This is a genomic window from Wolbachia endosymbiont of Drosophila innubila (assembly GCF_021378375.1).
GTDB lineage: Bacteria > Pseudomonadota > Alphaproteobacteria > Rickettsiales > Anaplasmataceae > Wolbachia > Wolbachia pipientis.
The window spans coordinates 1,274,799-1,290,587 of record NZ_CP076228.1 but is presented as its reverse complement, the minus strand read 5'-3'; the positions used below and the strand labels follow the sequence as shown (position 1 = coordinate 1,290,587).

The following is a 15,789-nucleotide window of genomic DNA, read 5'->3' as shown; positions in this document are numbered from 1 at the left end:
ATACCACACCAAGAAAAAAGCAATAATTAGAAAATATAAGATAATCAATAGCTTACTGCAAAATGAAAAGCTAATACTACTTAATACATACTAAAAATTATGGTGATTTTTTGATGGGTTGTAAAGGGTATAAAAACATTAAAATTGATCATTTTTATTTCAAAAAAATGATCAATTTGTAAATGTCGCTTGTATCGAGGATTAGAAGCATGCTATTAAAAACAGTAATACATTATGTATAAATAAGATGTTAAATTTACTGGCAAATAAGTAAAGTATTCATATAAATATAGCTAGCCTAATATAGATTTACTGAAGCAAATTTATGATTATATTAAGTAATTTGAGTTGTTATGCTGTATTCGGTATTGAACTAGAGTTTTACATTGAAGGAATAGAAAAAGAATACTTATTTCTGAATAGCATCAAAAATAAAATAGCATCTCTTGAATTTTCTTGCGAGAAGGAGAATTCTACACATCAGTATGAGATAAAAAGTGGTTGTTATACGAACTCCTACAATTTAATTAAGCATTTTGAGTTAGCAAAACAATCACTTACTGAAACAGCACAAAAACTAGGTGGGAATGTTTCTTTTAAAGCAAAGCCTTATTTGGATAGAGCAGGCAGTGCATTAAATGTGCATGTTAATCTCGTGAATTCAAATAACGGTAACTTATTTTATATCAATGAGCAAAAGTACAGTGACTATCTGATTCATAGTATTGGTGGATTATGTGCAATGATGAAAAAACATATGTTGTTTTTTGCTCCAAATGATGATTCATATTTAAGATTTCAGTATCCGGATATTCACACTCCAACTACGATTAGTTGGGGAGTAAATAACAGAACTGCTGCGATAAGAATTCCCTATTTTGGCAACGATTCCAAAAGATGCCGCCTAGAGCACCGTGTTCCTGGAACAGATTGTAACCTTGAAAAAGTACTCACAGCAATAATTGAAGGTATAGTTTTTGGTATAGAGAACAAAATTGCTCCGCCAAATAGAGTGTATGGCATTGCATCTGATCCTCAATATAAGATGGAGAGTTTGATATAGCAACTACCTGTTAAACCCTAACCCATTAAACTCCTTTGAGGTAATTGGCCATTCTAGCACTTTCCTCACATCATTATTTACATTCCCATACTGTAATCGCAAGTCTGCAGCAGATAGTTTCTGCGTACTTTTAGATGATCCAAGCCCTATATTGGTAAGGTTGCTCGGTGGCTGCTCAGGAAGTGGATTACCAGATACATCCATGTGTTCAGGGAGAGATTTCATCTGATTCTTTATAGAGCTAGAGTTATTTTGTGCAGGATTTCTATCATCTGACATGTCAAGAATAATTTTCTCAGGTACTACCATAGTTTTTGTATAATCAGCAGAATGACTGCCTTCAGTGTTCTTAAATTCATCAAGAATTGGTTCGCCAAACGCATTTATAGGGCCACCAAGTGATCCTTTCTCCATGCACTCTTCTGCTCTTTTCCTTATTATTTCTTCTGCTAGCTCAGTTTCAGTTCTTTTTGGTTCTTTTACGGTACCTTTTTCTTCACCTTCATCTCCTGAAACACCAGTAATTTCAGCAGGCTGTTCTTTTTTAGTTCTTATTTTATGAATCAGCGAAAGTAATAAGTAAGTAACTGCAGCAGCAGAAACGATAATGGCTATCTTTGCGGCAATGTGGATTGCTGTTAAAAATATTAAAGCTGATAAAGCTCCAGCTAATCCAGACACAATAACTTTATTTTTGCCTTTTGTTATATTTAGAATTGCCACCATAATAACCTCTCAAATACTGCTCTAGAATTAGAGGTTGTTCGGAAACTAGTAAATTCAAGCATATTCCCTCTTTAACATAACCCTACTCATAGCTAGGTATATGAAATTCTCAGTGGATGTTGTGAGTAAATCATACTCCTTCGATAGCCTTCTATTCCTATTAACCCAAGCAAAAGTCCTTTCTACAACCCATCTTCTTGGCTGTACTTTAAACCCTTGTTCTCTTGTTGGTAGTAGCTCAGGTGGCGTATCTTTGTGCACCCAAAATCTACATGGAGGCCTTTTAACAATTTCAATATCTATGTCATATTCTTCCTTTATGTGATTCTTTAAATTTCTTCCTTGGTATCCCATGTCAGCCCACATTTTTTAACTTTTAGTATATTTTGTTCTCATATTGTTTAATGCTATTTTAATACCATCTCTATCATTTTCGTTAGCAGCGCCTACGTAACAACCTAGTATAAAACCCTGAGTGTCTGTAATTATATGCCTTTTTCTACCCTTTACTTTTTACTTCCATCATAGCTTTGATCCCCCCTTTTCTGTAGTCTTTACAGATTGACTATCTACTATACAGGCACTCGGCTGCTCATTCTTTCCTATTTTTCTTCTACTATATTTTGTAATTTCATAATTCATTTTCTCAAAAATTCCCTGCTTCTTCCATTGCCTGAACTGCTCATACACAGTCTTCCATAGCGGAAAATCATTTGGTAAATACCGCCATTGACACCCTGTACGCAATACATAGAAAATTGCTTCTAATATTTCTTTTTTGCTATACTTTGGCAGCCTTCCTCCTTTCTTGTATGATACTCTGAAGTGTTTTTCTATTCTTGCCCATTCCCTTTCGCTTAGATCTGTTGGATACTTTTTTCTCATCTTTACCCCGTACTAAAATTTCAGATATTATAGCCTTTTACTTGTTTCCGGACAACCTCTTATTATACAGAAATTTTCTTATACTTGCAATTTTGCAAAAATTTTAATTATTTGCATAAAGTTTTAAAGCTACACAAGGATTAATTAATATGCAATGTATCTCGACTATAATATTGTACAAACGCACATATTCAGCTAACATTCAACATGCAGAGCTTACTCATAGAGCGAAACAGGGCGGTGGTATTATTACTTATAGTAATTTTTATCTTCGGTTCATACGTTTATGTAAAAATGCCAAGGAAAAGCAATCCTGGTATACAGATTCCTATAATCAGCGTGTTTGTTGGACTTCCTGGGATTTCTGCTCAAGATAGTGAAAAGCTATTAGTGCTTCCTATAGAAAATGAACTAAGATCCATCGAAGGTGTAAGAGAATTGAGAGCTTTTGCAACTAATGATGGTGCTCACATGATACTCGAATTTGGAACAGAGCATGATAATAAAAAAGTGCTCGATAATGTCCGTTCAAAGCTTTCAAACATAAAATCGAAGTTACCTGTTGAAGCGGAATCTCCGATAATCAATGAAATAAACTTGAGCTTATTTCCGATACTCAATGTCGGCTTAATTGGTAATTTGCCAGAAAGAGCCTTAACTGAAATAGCACGCAAGCTAAAGAAAGAAATAGAATCTCTGCCAAATGTTCTCAAAGTTGAAGTGGCAGGTATGCGTAAAGAAACAGTGGAAGTGATAGTTGAGCCCACAGTTCTAACAAAATATAACATTCAATCAAACGAAATATTCCAAGCTATATCAAGCAATAACAGACTAGTGGGAGCTGGGTCACTGGAAAATGATACCGGTAAATATTCGATTAAAATATCAGGGTTATTAAAAGATATAGAAGATATTATGAATATTCCTATTAGATCTCAAGGCGATGCAGTTTTGAGGATCAAAGATATAGCAAAAGTATACCCTAGGTTTGAGGATCACCAAGGATTTGCTCGCATTAATGGATTACCTAGTGTCGTGCTAGGAATTTCAAAACGTAACGGAAAAAACATAATAGACACAGTAAATCAAGTAAAATACTTAATGGATAAGGCAAAAGATCAATTACCTGAAAATTTAAAAGTGATGTACTTAAACGACCAGTCAAAAAACGTCCGCGATGTGCTTGATGACTTGGAAAACAGCATAATATTTGCTGTGTTGTTAATATTGATCATAATGATGCTTTCTATGGGAACAAGGATTGCTATTCTTGTGGCACTCTCGATACCCGGTTCCTTTCTCATTGGGATAATAGCTCTTTACTTTATGGGTATAACCTTAAATATCGTTGTGCTCTTCAGTTTAATTATGGCTGTTGGCATGCTGATTGATGATGCAATTGTGATCAGCGAATATGCCGATAGAAAGATGATCTGCGGAATGGACAAAGTAGAAGCTTTTTACACTTCAGTTCGTGATATGTTTTATCCGGTTCTATCATCAACGTTAACTAAATTAGCAGTGTTTTTTCCTCTATTATTCTGGCCTGATACTGTTGGTAAATTCATGCAGTACATACCAATTACAATAATCCTAACTTTGACTGGATCGCTCATTATGGCTTTGGTTTTTATACCAACACTTGGTGCAATATTTGGTAAGCCTTCGATAACTTCAAAAAAAGAAATAAAAAAAATGAGTGCTATAGAAAGTGGTGAAATAAAAAATGCTGGGCCTATAATAAGAGCTTACGTACGCATGCTAGAGAAGGTTTTGGATCATCCTAAAAAATTCGTATGTGCTACTGTATTCGTTTTGTTTTCATTTAGTGTGCTGTACTTTACTTTTGGTCCTGGAGTAAAGTTTTTTCCGAAAGTGGATTCAGATAATATTTTAATCAGTGTTAAAGCAAAAGAAAGCTTATCAGCCAAAGAACGAGATCTGATACTCAAAGAAGTGGAAGAACGCATTTTGAGCATTGAAAAAGAAATTCATGTTTCTTATGCTAGATCAGGAGCATTTTCAGACAACGTTATCGCCAGAATACAACTAGAACTTATGGATTGGCGCTTCAGGCGCAAAGCTAAGCACATACTAAATGATATAAGGAGCAGTGTGCAAGACATGAAAGGAATAATAATTAATGTTCAAGAGGAAAAGCCAGGACCGTCGGCTGACAAGCCAATACAAATTAACCTCAGCGGGAGTGTATCCAGTTTGAATTTAGCAGCAGAGAAAATTCTAGAAATTATGAACCAACCTTCATCCGGGTTTATAAATATTCAAGATAGCAGATCAGCACCTGAAATAGAGTGGAATATGAGTGTTGATAAGAGTAAGGCTACAAGCTCTGAAGTAAGTGTTGCAACCATTGGCGATTTTATAAAGATGGTTACAAATGGAGTATTGATTGGAAAATATAGACCAAATAACACGGATGAAGAAATCGATATTGTACTCCGTTTCCCCAGAAAGGACCGCAATATGAAGACTATAGACAATCTTTTTATCAATACAGTTAATGGCCCGTATCCTATGAGCAACATAGTAAAATATGCTCCCGAAAAAAAGGTAAACAAACTAAACAGGATTGATGGATTACGCACAGTGACAATCTCTGCTGACATTGATACTGGCTATCTTGTTGATGAAAGAGTAAAGTTCATTCAGAATTCTATTGCCCAGGATTGGAACAAGGGAGTAAAAATTGATTTTAAAGGCGACAAAGAAGATCAACAAAAATCAGGAGCATTTTTGTTAAAGGCTTTTATATTAGCGATTACACTAATGATATTGGTATTAGTGACACAGTTTAATAATGTATACCATACATTTATCGTAATGACAGCAGTGTTTTTATCCACAACATGTGTGTTTTTTGTTTTCTTTCTTATCCAACAAGTTTTCGTAGTTGTTATGTGTGGAGTGGGGATAATTGCTTTGGCAGGAATTATAGTGAATAATAACATACTATTGCTTGATGCCTTTCATCATCAAATTAAGGTACACAAAAATGACATCAAGCGATGTGTAATAAACGCTGCAATTTCTCGCGTTAGGCCAATATTGCTTACCGTTGCAACCACAGTTCTTGGTTTAATACCGATGATTACCAGGTTAAATATCAATTTTTTTACGCTACAAATCACATATGATGCTCCATCAAGCCAGTGGTGGGTTGACATTTCAACAACCATAGCAAGTGGAATATTGGCTGCAACGGTTTTAACTTTATTCTTTACTCCTGCGTTGCTTGTTATACAAAAACATGAAAAAACTTGACTTAAATTAGCAATCATTTAACATTTAAGATAGTGTTCTTTGCCCGTTGGAGCTATAATTATAACTAATTACATTGGATTTATTTATTATGATTGCTAATCGTAAAAGCAGTGTTAAGCAGAAAAGTAACAAGAATAATATAGTTGGAAGCCTTGATGTAATAAAAACAGCAGGAGAGCTTTCACTTCAAAAAGGTTTAGATTTTGATGTTGTAATAAAGGCACTAGAAAGTGCTATAGAAGCAGTGGCTCATCAAAAATATGGTAGCAAAAGTAAAATTGTAGTTGATATAGATAGAAACACAGGCAAAGTTACTTCATATAGAAAACTAAAAGTTATTGATGATGAATCAAATGAAAAAGAGAATACTGAGTGTGAATCAATTACGCTTACACAAGCTAAATTAATAAAAGGAGATGCAAAAGTTGGAGATACTGTTAGTGAATTGCTCTCTCTTAACACTGATCTTGCTTCAGCAAGAATTGCCCAGCAAAAGATTGCTCAAGTAATTAAAGATGAAGAGTCAAAAAAGCAATATGAGGAGTTTAAAGATAAAGTGGGAGAAATAAGGTATGGTATTGTTAAACAAGTAGAATATTCAGATCTTATTATAGACATAAATGGCACTAGGGCATATCTTCCATTGCGAAATTTAACTGGTGGTGAATCATTTCGTGAAGGTGATAAGGTTAAAGCTTACATACAGACTGTTAAGCGCTCTGATGATGGACGTCAAATTATTCTTTCTAGGACTCATGAAGGCTTTTTGGAGGCATTATTAAATCAAGAAATACCAGAAATTGCTGACGGATTAGTGACAATTAAAGGTATAGCTAGAGATGCTGGTTCAAGGTCTAAGGTTGCCGTTTTCTCTCCCGACAAGAACATTGATCCAGTAGGTGCTTGTGTTGGAGTTAAGGGAGATAGAATAAAAACTATTATACACGAATTAAATGGTGAAAAAATTGACGTTATAAATTACTCCTCAGATTTGGGTCAATTCGTTATTAAAGCCATTACTCCTGCAGAAGTATCGAAGGTTATTATTGATGAAAATGAAAATTGCATAGAGTTAATAGTTGCTGAAGATCAATTGAGTTTAGCGATAGGAAAAAAGGGCCAGAATGTAAGATTAGCTTCAGAGCTTGTTGGATGGAAAATTGAGATATTAAGCACTCAGCAAGAATCAGAAAGGCGAAGTAAAGAACTTAGTCAATGTTCAGCTTTATTTGCTGAAGCTTTAAACTTAGAAGAGATTATGGGTCAGCTATTGGTAACAGAAGGTTTTTCAAGTGTAGAAGACATATCTAGCGCTTCAATTAAAGAGCTTGCTTCAATAGAGGGCTTTAATGAAGATATTGCAAACGAACTTCACAATAGAGCAAATAAGTACCTGAAAGCAGAAAATGATAGAAAAATAGAAGAGCTAAAAAGTTTAGGTATGGAGGATGATGTAATCAATTTAACTTTATCAATAGACAATAAAATTGCTCTTAGTAAGCATGATATTAAGACTTTAGAGGACATAGCAGATTTATCAAGTTATGAGTTTTGCAGCATACTCTCTTCCTCATCCGATAGCAAAGAAGATCTAAAAGATACAGTAGATTCAATAATCATAGAAGCACGTAAAAAGCTTGGATTAATATAATAAAATAATATGAATAATGAAGATATCAGTGATAAAAAATTAACGCTCCAAGGTTTAAGCAAGCTTAAATTAGACCTCAATTTAAACTCTTCAGCTAGCCCAAGTACTGGAGCTACAGTAGTAAAAAAAAGAAGAAAAAAATCTCATGATGCAGAAGAACATAATTTATTTGACGAGAGTAAATTATGTTCTTTAACAGAGAAAGAACAAATTTTTCGCATTAATGCTGTGCAGAATGCTGCTTTGCTGAAAGAAAGAAATCAGAGAGAAGAAAAAGAGAAAACAGCAAAAGAAGACAGCAATAAAGAGATTGACGAGAAAAATGAAGCGGACGCTTTATCTAAGGAAATAAATAAGCAAGTTTTAAGTAATACCCACTTAGTTGAACCAAAAGAAGATAGTATTGACCATGAGGACAACGATAAAAAGTCTTTTAAAGTCAACAAAGATATATATTCTAAGCATTCTAAACTGGTAATTGCACAGGCAATAGATGAAAAAACTGAACAACCCCCTGTATTTAAGCAAAGGTTTGGTATAAGAGGTAGAAAGTCAAAGTTTACTAAGGGTAAAAATATATCAAGAGAAGTTATTATACCAGACAAAATAACTATCAGGGAGTTATCTATTCGCATGGCAGAAGATAGCAAGAGTGTGCTAAAAATGTTCAAAGAAGAAGTCGGTGAGAGTTATAGAGTAGATAATCTGGTGGATCCAGATATAGCATGTGAAATAGTGGAAAAATTTAATCATACGGCTAAACGAGTGAGCGATACCAACAGAGAAAAAGATTTATTTTTTATAGAAGGCAGAGAAAGCCTGCCTAAAAAACCTAAACCACCAATCGTCACTTTTATGGGACACGTCGATCATGGTAAAACCTCATTGCTCGATGCATTTCGTGAATCTAATGTTGCAGAAAGAGAGTCAGGTGGCATAACTCAACACATAGGTGCTTATCAAATAACGACAAAAGATAAGCAAAAAATTACCTTTATTGATACACCAGGACATGAAGCGTTCACTGCGATGCGTGCACGTGGTGCCAATATTACTAATATAGTTGTAATAGTAGTTGCAGCTGACGATGGAATCATGAAACAAACAGTTGAAGCAATAAATCATGCAAAAGCAGCAAATGTTTCCATTATAGTTGCTATTAATAAAATTGATAAATCTGAGCCTGGTGATGTAGAAAAAATAATTAATAGTTTGCCTCAATATGATCTCATCCCTGAAGGGCTTGGTGGTGATGTTATGATTATGCCAGTATCAGCAAAAAAGAAAACTAATTTAGATAAACTAGAAGAGGCGATTTTGTTAATCGCTGAATTAATGAAGCTAGAAGCAATAGAAGATTGTCGAGCACTTGGATGGGTAATAGAATCCAAAATAGATAAAGCGAAAGGAATATCAGCCACATTGATAGTTGAGGAAGGAACGTTAAAGGTTGGTGATATATTGGTAGTTGGTACAACATACAGCAAAGTACGTAGTATGGTTAATCACCTCGGTCAAAGAGAAAAAGCAGCACTACCCTCCGCTCCAATTGAAATTACTGGTCTAAATGGTGTACCAAATGCTGGAGATAAATTTGTTGTTGTAAATTCTGAAAAGCAGGCGCGTGAAATTGTTGAATACAGGCTAGAGTTAATCAAGAAAAAGAAAGAAGATTTGGGCGACAATAATTTAGATATATTCAGTCGTAATAACAGCGAAACAGAAGAACTATCTGTAGTTTTAAAGTGCGATGTAACTGGTTCTATTGAAGCAATATCAAGTTCAATTGATAAACTCGGTAAAGACCAAGTGAAATTAAATATCCTACACAAAGCAGTAGGAGGGATAACAGATTCAGATGTGCTGCTTGCAGAAGCATCAAGTGCAGTAATTTTAGCTTTTAATGTAAAAGTGGACTCAAAAATAAGGGACTTGGCAAAACAAAAAGGTATAGAAATACATACTTATAACATAATATACGAGCTCATTGACGACATGAGAATGTATTTAACTAAAATGTTAAAGCCTGTTACACGAGAGGTTCGTGTTGGCTTTGCATCTGTGAGGCAAATATTTAACGTATCTAAAGCTGGTAATATCATTGGATGTTACGTAAGTGATGGAGTCATAAGAAAAGATTCTTTAATTAAGGTAATGCGTGGTGGCAAATTGGTGCATGAAGGAAAGTTAAAAGCACTACGTAGATTTAAAGATGATGTTAAAGAAGTAGGTGTAAACTTTGAATGCGGAGTATCACTAGAGGGTAATGTCGATATTAAAGTTGGAGATATTTTGGAAGCTTATCAATTAGTGCAAGAAGAAAGGGTGTTATAGTAGCTGGATATGAAAAAGGAAATTAGAAACCTAAAGATAGCATCGGTATTGCATAGAGCAATATCAAGAGTTCTAATGGAAGGTAAGGTGTTCAATAAAAATGTAGCGGTATCTGACGTAAAATTAAGTAAAGATTTGAAAAAAGCAGATGTATATATTGTGTTATCTTCATTGAATATTCAAGTAGCTGACTACTTAGATCCAGAAAAAAGACGCACTGGAGATCCTTCTGAGAATAATTGTGATATTAACACTGTTGTTAATGAAATGAACCAGTCTGCATGGTCAATACGTAAATCTATATTGTGTTATGTTGATTTGCGATTTATACCTGAGTTAGTTTTCAAGCCTGATTTAGCGTTCGATAATTTTGTTAATGTAAGCAAAATATTACATAATCATACTTAATTAATGTATTTCAACCATTACTTTTCATTAATGAGGTTGCACAGTTTAACAGGTTTGTGGCTTGTGCTATTTCCCAGTTTGAGCGGTATTCTTTTAGCCTCAACTTCTCTATCGTATCAGGTTCTTTTTCTCCTTGTTTTGTTTACTATAGGTGCATTTTTAATGAGACCCGCAGGGTGCATAATCAATGATATCTTCGATAGAAAAATAGATGCGCACGTTGAACGAACAAAATATAGGCCACTTGCAAGTGGTGCATTAAACATAAAGCAGGCTTTAGCTTTACTTTCACTGTTACTGTCTATTGCCCTGGTAATCTTATTATTAACTAATAAAACTACACTCATACTTGGAATAATCTCAATGTGTATGATAGCTACTTACCCTTTATTAAAGCGGTATGTTTGGTGGCCACAATTGTTCTTAGGGTTTACCTTCAATATGGGATCGCTCATGGGCTCAGCAGCAATAATAAACCAGATCAGTATAGAATCCTTGCTGTTTTATATAGGATGCGTCTTTTGGACACTTAGCTATGACACCATATACGCCCATCAAGATAAAAAAGATGATGAAAAACTCGGGATGAAATCTACCGCATTATATTTTGGTGATACAACAAAATCTTGGTTGAAAAGATTTTATTTAATATCTCTTATGACGTGGCTATATGCTGGTATCTTATCATCATTAAATAACATTTTTTATATTGCTCTACTTGCTGTAGGGTTCATATTTCACCGCCAATACAAAAATTTCAATCCTGACGATCCCAGTCAATGCATGTCCATATTTAAAAATAATTCCTACGTAGGGTTGCTTCTCTTTTTTGGCATCCTTTTAGATAGAATTATCACCTAGGTCTCAAGAGTTTTGGCTCTAATGAAGTCAATAAACTCAGGTACTCGCAGAAACGAAAATTGCTTGACAAACTCCGCCAGCCCCCTTATCATAAAATTGAAGCTATTGTATTTGCTTTCGCCAATCTGCAGATTAAAAGGTAAGGATTACTTAATGTATCGGCGTCTTATGTTCAATTTTTTGCAGTATATAGATACTGTATGTCTTTACAAAACTTCATCTACATCTAGATTTTTATCTAAATAAGCTGAACGCGCTTATAAAGCGTTACAAGACATCAAAAAATGCCAATACTCGACAGAGATAGTAAAAGACTAGCTAACTCGGGGATTCTTTGTCTTTTTTTCTGCTTAGTAAATTTCTTAAACATTTGCAGCGTAGGTTAGTTGCAATTAAAAGCGGCTGAATCTCGCTTGTCAAGCGTTTAAAACATAAAAAACGCCAATATTTTAAAGCGGATAATAACCCCAGGGCTTCTTTTGCCTTTTTTTTCATTTGGTAAATTTCTTAATATTTATAGCTAAACAACAACCGTCATCCCTAAGTATCCCGCTGCTTGTTAGCGGCTAAGAGATACCGCGGCGGTATAGCTATAGGATGACAAAAAAAGGGCACTGTGACGAACTTAAATCACAATTATCAGTTAATGCGGCATTATAAAAAACGCCAAACTTTTTTCTGCTTTTATGCAAGAAGTCTAGTCCATATATTCCTCCCACTTCTCCGCGACTTTCCTTACTATTTCCTCACTCATCTCAATTTTCTTTCCCCACTCTCGTTTGGTTTCAGGCGGGATTTTATTTGTCGCATCAAATCCCATCTTACCTCCAAGTCCACTTTCAGGGGAAGCAAAGTCTAAATAATCAATAGGTGCATTTTCTATCATGATTGTATCACGCACAGGGTCCATCCTTGTTGACATTGCCCACATCACTTCCTTCCAATCACGTACATTTATATCATCATCAACAACGATAATAAACTTCGTGTATAAAAATTGCTTTAGAAAGGAAAGTATGCCCATAACAATTCTTTTTGCCTGCCCTGGATAGGATTTTTTTATCGACACTACCGCTATTCTATATGAGCAACCTTCCGGTGGCAGATAAAAGTCCACTATCTCTGGAAATTGATTGATAAGAATGGGCACAAAAATTTCGTTGAGTGCTTCACCAAGAATCGATGGTTCATCAGGTGGCTTGCCAGTGAAAGTGCTGAGATAAATTGGATTTTTGCGCATAGTAATTGCAGTAATATTAAATTCAGGAAATTGCTCAACAGAATTATAGTAGCCAGTGTGGTCTCCGTATGGCCCTTCGTCTTGATAGCTATCCAAACTCACATAGCCTTCCAGAACGATTTCTGCGTGAGCTGGCACTTGAAGTGGAATAGTCTTACAATTTACAAGCTCAAGCGGCTTCTTTCGCAGTAGTCCAGCAAATTGGTATTCTGACAATGTTTCTGGCACTGGAGTTACCGCAGCAATAATCGTTGCAGGATCACTACCGATCACAGCAGCAGCAGGAAATTTCATATCTCTGCCTTCTTCCTTCCAACGCTTATGGTGAGTTGCGCCACCTCTTTGTGCAAGCCAACGCATTAGTGTTGTTTTTTTATCTATAACCTGCATACGATATATTCCAAGATTAAAATTATCTTGCTTTTCTTTCGTGGGTCCTTTTGTTACCACAATCGGCCAGGTGATAAGTGGTGCAGGTTCATTTGGCCAGCATGTTTGAATGGGCAGTAGACTTAGGTCCACTTCATCTCCGGTTAGCACTACCTCTTGACATGGAGCCTTGCTCACGACTTTACTTCGCATCGATAACACGACTTTCAACAAAGGAAACATTTTTATAGCATCCTTAAAGTTTTTTGGCGGCTCAGGTGATTGCAAAAATGCTAAAAGTTTACCAAGATCTCTTAGTTCATCAGGATTTATGTTCAACCCCAATGCAATCCTCTTAATAGTACCAAATAAATTCACCAAAACTGGAATCGAATTTTTGCCATTTTCTGTGATAACATTTTCAAAAATGATCGCTGGCCCTTTGCTTGACAAAACTCTGCGATGAATTTCTGTCATTTCAAGAACTGTTGAAACTTCCTCCTTAATCCTAATCAGATCTTTTTTTTCTTCTAAGGCTTTGATGAAGTCGCGTAAGTTGTTGTACATATTCCAGTTTTTAAAATTTTAAGTTTATATCTAGTTTTCAAGCACTTTATTGAAATTTGACCTATGCACTGTCTAGCGAGCTTTCAGTTAATTTGAGATCAAATCTTCATATTGCTTACTAAGTTTGTATTTCCTTCCTCTATTGGAAAAATCTACAATCTTGATAAACCCCATTTCCACCCACTTTTTACAAAGTTGCGCACTGGTACGAGGCTTAAAATTAAATAGTTCGCCAACCTGACTAGCTGTAATAGCGGAAAACTCCTGGAAGAGCTCAAGAGCTTTGCGTTGTTTAGGATCAAGCTTACGTATAAGATCAGTCTGATCAGTGTGGTATTCTTCTTCATTTATACGTTGTAAAACGTTCTCAAATGAATTTGCCATACCTTCTACGAAATACTCCACCCACTTAGTGATATCTGCTTCAGCTCGTCCCATATAATAATTGTGCGATGGACCTACACTGATTGCCTCATAATAAGCTCCTAGATTCTTAGCATAATATTCTTCCAATGAATAAAGTCCTTTTAGGTCATACCCACCAAGGTGTAAAATTAATGTAGTCAACAATCTTGCAGTACGACCATTACCGTCATAGTAAGGGTGAATTGTTACAAATTGATAATGCGCAATACCTGCAATAATTGGGCAAGGCACTTGCTCACTGTTACGAATCCAATCAATCATACTGCTCATGAGCTTTGGTACATCCTTTGCTTCAGGTAGCATATAAATTATTGCACGTGTAAGACTATCGCGGATAACATTTTGACCATCACGATAAGGTGTTGATTTTATTTTAGATTTTCCACTTGCTATTACTAGAGCATGTAGTGTTTGAACAGCTTTCTCAGTAATGGGTATTCTCCTTGCTGCCCATTGTTCAACTTGAGTTAAAGCTGCATAATATCCTTTAACCTCATTTTCATCTCTCCTATATTTTGGAAAGTGGCTTTTACCACTTAAAACCTCTTCAATCTGTTTAGGTTCAAGTCGATTTCCTTCAATCATAGTAGAATAGTGTGTGGTATAAAGCCGTGCAGTTTCACGAAGAGACAAAAGCATTGATACAGTGAGCGGCAAATGTAACACTTTTTCTTTTGCTGCTTCAATCCTTATAAGACAACTAGCAATTTTAGAAGTAATCGTATAATTTGGCATCGGCATAATATCTGCATTACATTACTTCTATATTATGCTGATAAAATGCAGATAATACAACATTTACACGACGCCGACCATAAACAGCAATAAATTCGGCTGATTGAGAAAGAAGTTTGTCTTGTAGAATAGCTATTTCTTTTTCTCTACCAATTATTGGCTCGTTCATATGTTTATTCCGCGGAAAATTATACACAGCGGAAACAACTTAAATCTACGCTCCGCGCGCCTCTGCTACCAAGTCTTCTGATGAACTTTGTGGTAATGTGCTTGAGTTTTATTGTGTAAAGTTTGCATTTGAGGCAAAACTGGTTATAAAATACACTTGATATAAATGTTTTTATATATTAACATTAGATGCTTCTTTTAATATATAGATAAATGTGTACTAAAAGTTTTATATTGTAGGTTTTTAAATAAATTGTATGTCTAGAATATCGTTTTTATTAATTTTAATAATAGCAATAGCAAGCTTGCCGATAATAAACAATTGGCTTTCAAATCGCAGCCAAATGCTAAACGATGATTATATAGGTGAGAAATTAGATAATTATATAAGCAGAAATTTTGATAAGATCGTAAAAACTCTCAAAGAGGAGTCGATTAAAAGTAGTTACGCTGCTCGAGATAATGTAACCAAAAGTAAAATTTCACAATACAAGGATCAAATATTTGACCTTACTTATCCTTACTCCAGAAATGAAAATAGTAGTGTTATAGCTGTAGGCTTCGTTGACTATTCTTGTGGACATTGCAAAGCTATAAAGAATGATATAAAGCAGTTAATTAACGACGGCAAAATTAAGTATATCTTTAGGGATGCTCCAATACTTGGTAACGCTTCTTTAAAGGCAGCAAAAAGTGCTTTAGCTGTCTATTTTCTCGATAAAGAAAAATATTTCGATTTTCACCATGCTGCTTTAAGTCACAAAGGAGAATTTTCAGACGAAAGCATATTGGATATAGTGAAAAACATAGGGATTGATGAGGACGATTTTAATGATTCCATAAAAGATAACGCGGACAAAATTGAGCAAATGATAAACAACAGTAGGCTTCTAGTAAGAGATTTGGGAGTAGGTGGTACACCTTTTTTAATAATTGGAGATAGCCTGTTTGTAGGAGTAACTGATTTGAATGTATTACGCAAAAAAGTAGATGAATTAAGTCACAAGCAAGGCTAGTTACAGTTTGCCATAAAATTTTATTTTTTTGCTTGACAACTCAAATGAACCTGAGTAT

The 15,789-nt window shown here is 35.0% G+C and carries 11 protein-coding genes and 1 pseudogene; 7 read left to right on the top strand and 5 right to left on the bottom strand.

Annotation, left to right across the window (positions count from 1 at the left end):
- Positions 1–325: 325 nt before the first annotated feature.
- On the top strand, positions 326–1,063 hold the full coding sequence (locus J4T77_RS06935) for a type I glutamate--ammonia ligase (protein WP_010963182.1): 738 nt from the start codon (positions 326–328) through the stop codon (positions 1,061–1,063).
- A gap of 3 nt (positions 1,064–1,066) precedes the next feature.
- Here J4T77_RS06935 and J4T77_RS06930 read toward each other — a convergent pair whose 3' ends face one another.
- Both J4T77_RS06930 and J4T77_RS06925 read right to left on the bottom strand, forming a co-directional pair.
- Entirely contained in the window at positions 1,067–1,789 is a 723-nt protein-coding gene (locus J4T77_RS06930) for a hypothetical protein (RefSeq protein ID WP_190321088.1), read from the bottom strand.
- A 54-nt stretch (positions 1,790–1,843) separates the two neighbouring features.
- Positions 1,844–2,674: pseudogene (locus J4T77_RS06925) on the bottom strand (IS5 family transposase).
- A gap of 207 nt (positions 2,675–2,881) precedes the next feature.
- Between J4T77_RS06925 and J4T77_RS06920 the strand changes: the two are divergent.
- The 5 genes from J4T77_RS06920 (at position 2,882) to ubiA (ending at position 11,210) form a co-directional block, all read left to right on the top strand.
- Entirely contained in the window at positions 2,882–5,956 is a 3,075-nt protein-coding gene (locus J4T77_RS06920) for an efflux RND transporter permease subunit (RefSeq protein ID WP_190321087.1), read from the top strand.
- Between the two features lie 88 nt (positions 5,957–6,044).
- Positions 6,045–7,607 (top strand): transcription termination factor NusA, encoded by a 1,563-nt coding sequence (nusA, locus tag J4T77_RS06915; protein ID WP_070357032.1) that lies wholly within the window; start codon positions 6,045–6,047, stop codon positions 7,605–7,607.
- A gap of 9 nt (positions 7,608–7,616) precedes the next feature.
- The gene (gene infB / locus J4T77_RS06910) at positions 7,617–9,941 is read left to right on the top strand and encodes a translation initiation factor IF-2 (RefSeq protein WP_190321086.1); all 2,325 of its coding nucleotides are present in this window, start codon (positions 7,617–7,619) and stop codon (positions 9,939–9,941) included.
- A gap of 9 nt (positions 9,942–9,950) precedes the next feature.
- On the top strand, positions 9,951–10,349 hold the full coding sequence (locus J4T77_RS06905; RefSeq protein WP_006279769.1) for a ribosome-binding factor A: 399 nt from the start codon (positions 9,951–9,953) through the stop codon (positions 10,347–10,349).
- Between the two features lie 3 nt (positions 10,350–10,352).
- The gene (gene ubiA, locus J4T77_RS06900) at positions 10,353–11,210 is read left to right on the top strand and encodes a 4-hydroxybenzoate octaprenyltransferase (protein ID WP_190321085.1); all 858 of its coding nucleotides are present in this window, start codon (positions 10,353–10,355) and stop codon (positions 11,208–11,210) included.
- Positions 11,211–11,907: 697 nt separating this feature from the next.
- Here the strand turns inward: ubiA and J4T77_RS06895 are convergent.
- The 3 genes from J4T77_RS06895 to J4T77_RS06885 form a co-directional block, all read right to left on the bottom strand.
- On the bottom strand, positions 11,908–13,386 hold the full coding sequence (locus J4T77_RS06895; protein WP_038198474.1) for a UbiD family decarboxylase: 1,479 nt from the start codon (positions 13,384–13,386) through the stop codon (positions 11,908–11,910).
- A gap of 87 nt (positions 13,387–13,473) precedes the next feature.
- Positions 13,474–14,547: a Fic family protein gene (locus J4T77_RS06890; protein ID WP_233641039.1), complete on the bottom strand. Its 1,074-nt coding sequence runs from the start codon at positions 14,545–14,547 to the stop codon at positions 13,474–13,476.
- Between the two features lie 16 nt (positions 14,548–14,563).
- Positions 14,564–14,716 carry a hypothetical protein gene (locus tag J4T77_RS06885; protein WP_010081826.1) on the bottom strand — a complete coding sequence of 51 codons (153 nt, stop codon included), beginning with the start codon at positions 14,714–14,716 and terminating at the stop codon, positions 14,564–14,566.
- Positions 14,717–14,972: 256 nt separating this feature from the next.
- On the opposite strand from J4T77_RS06885, the gene J4T77_RS06880 reads away from it, so the two are divergent.
- Positions 14,973–15,731, top strand: coding sequence for a DsbA family protein (locus tag J4T77_RS06880; RefSeq protein WP_190321083.1), 759 nt, complete (start codon positions 14,973–14,975; stop codon positions 15,729–15,731).
- Positions 15,732–15,789 lie beyond the last annotated feature (58 nt).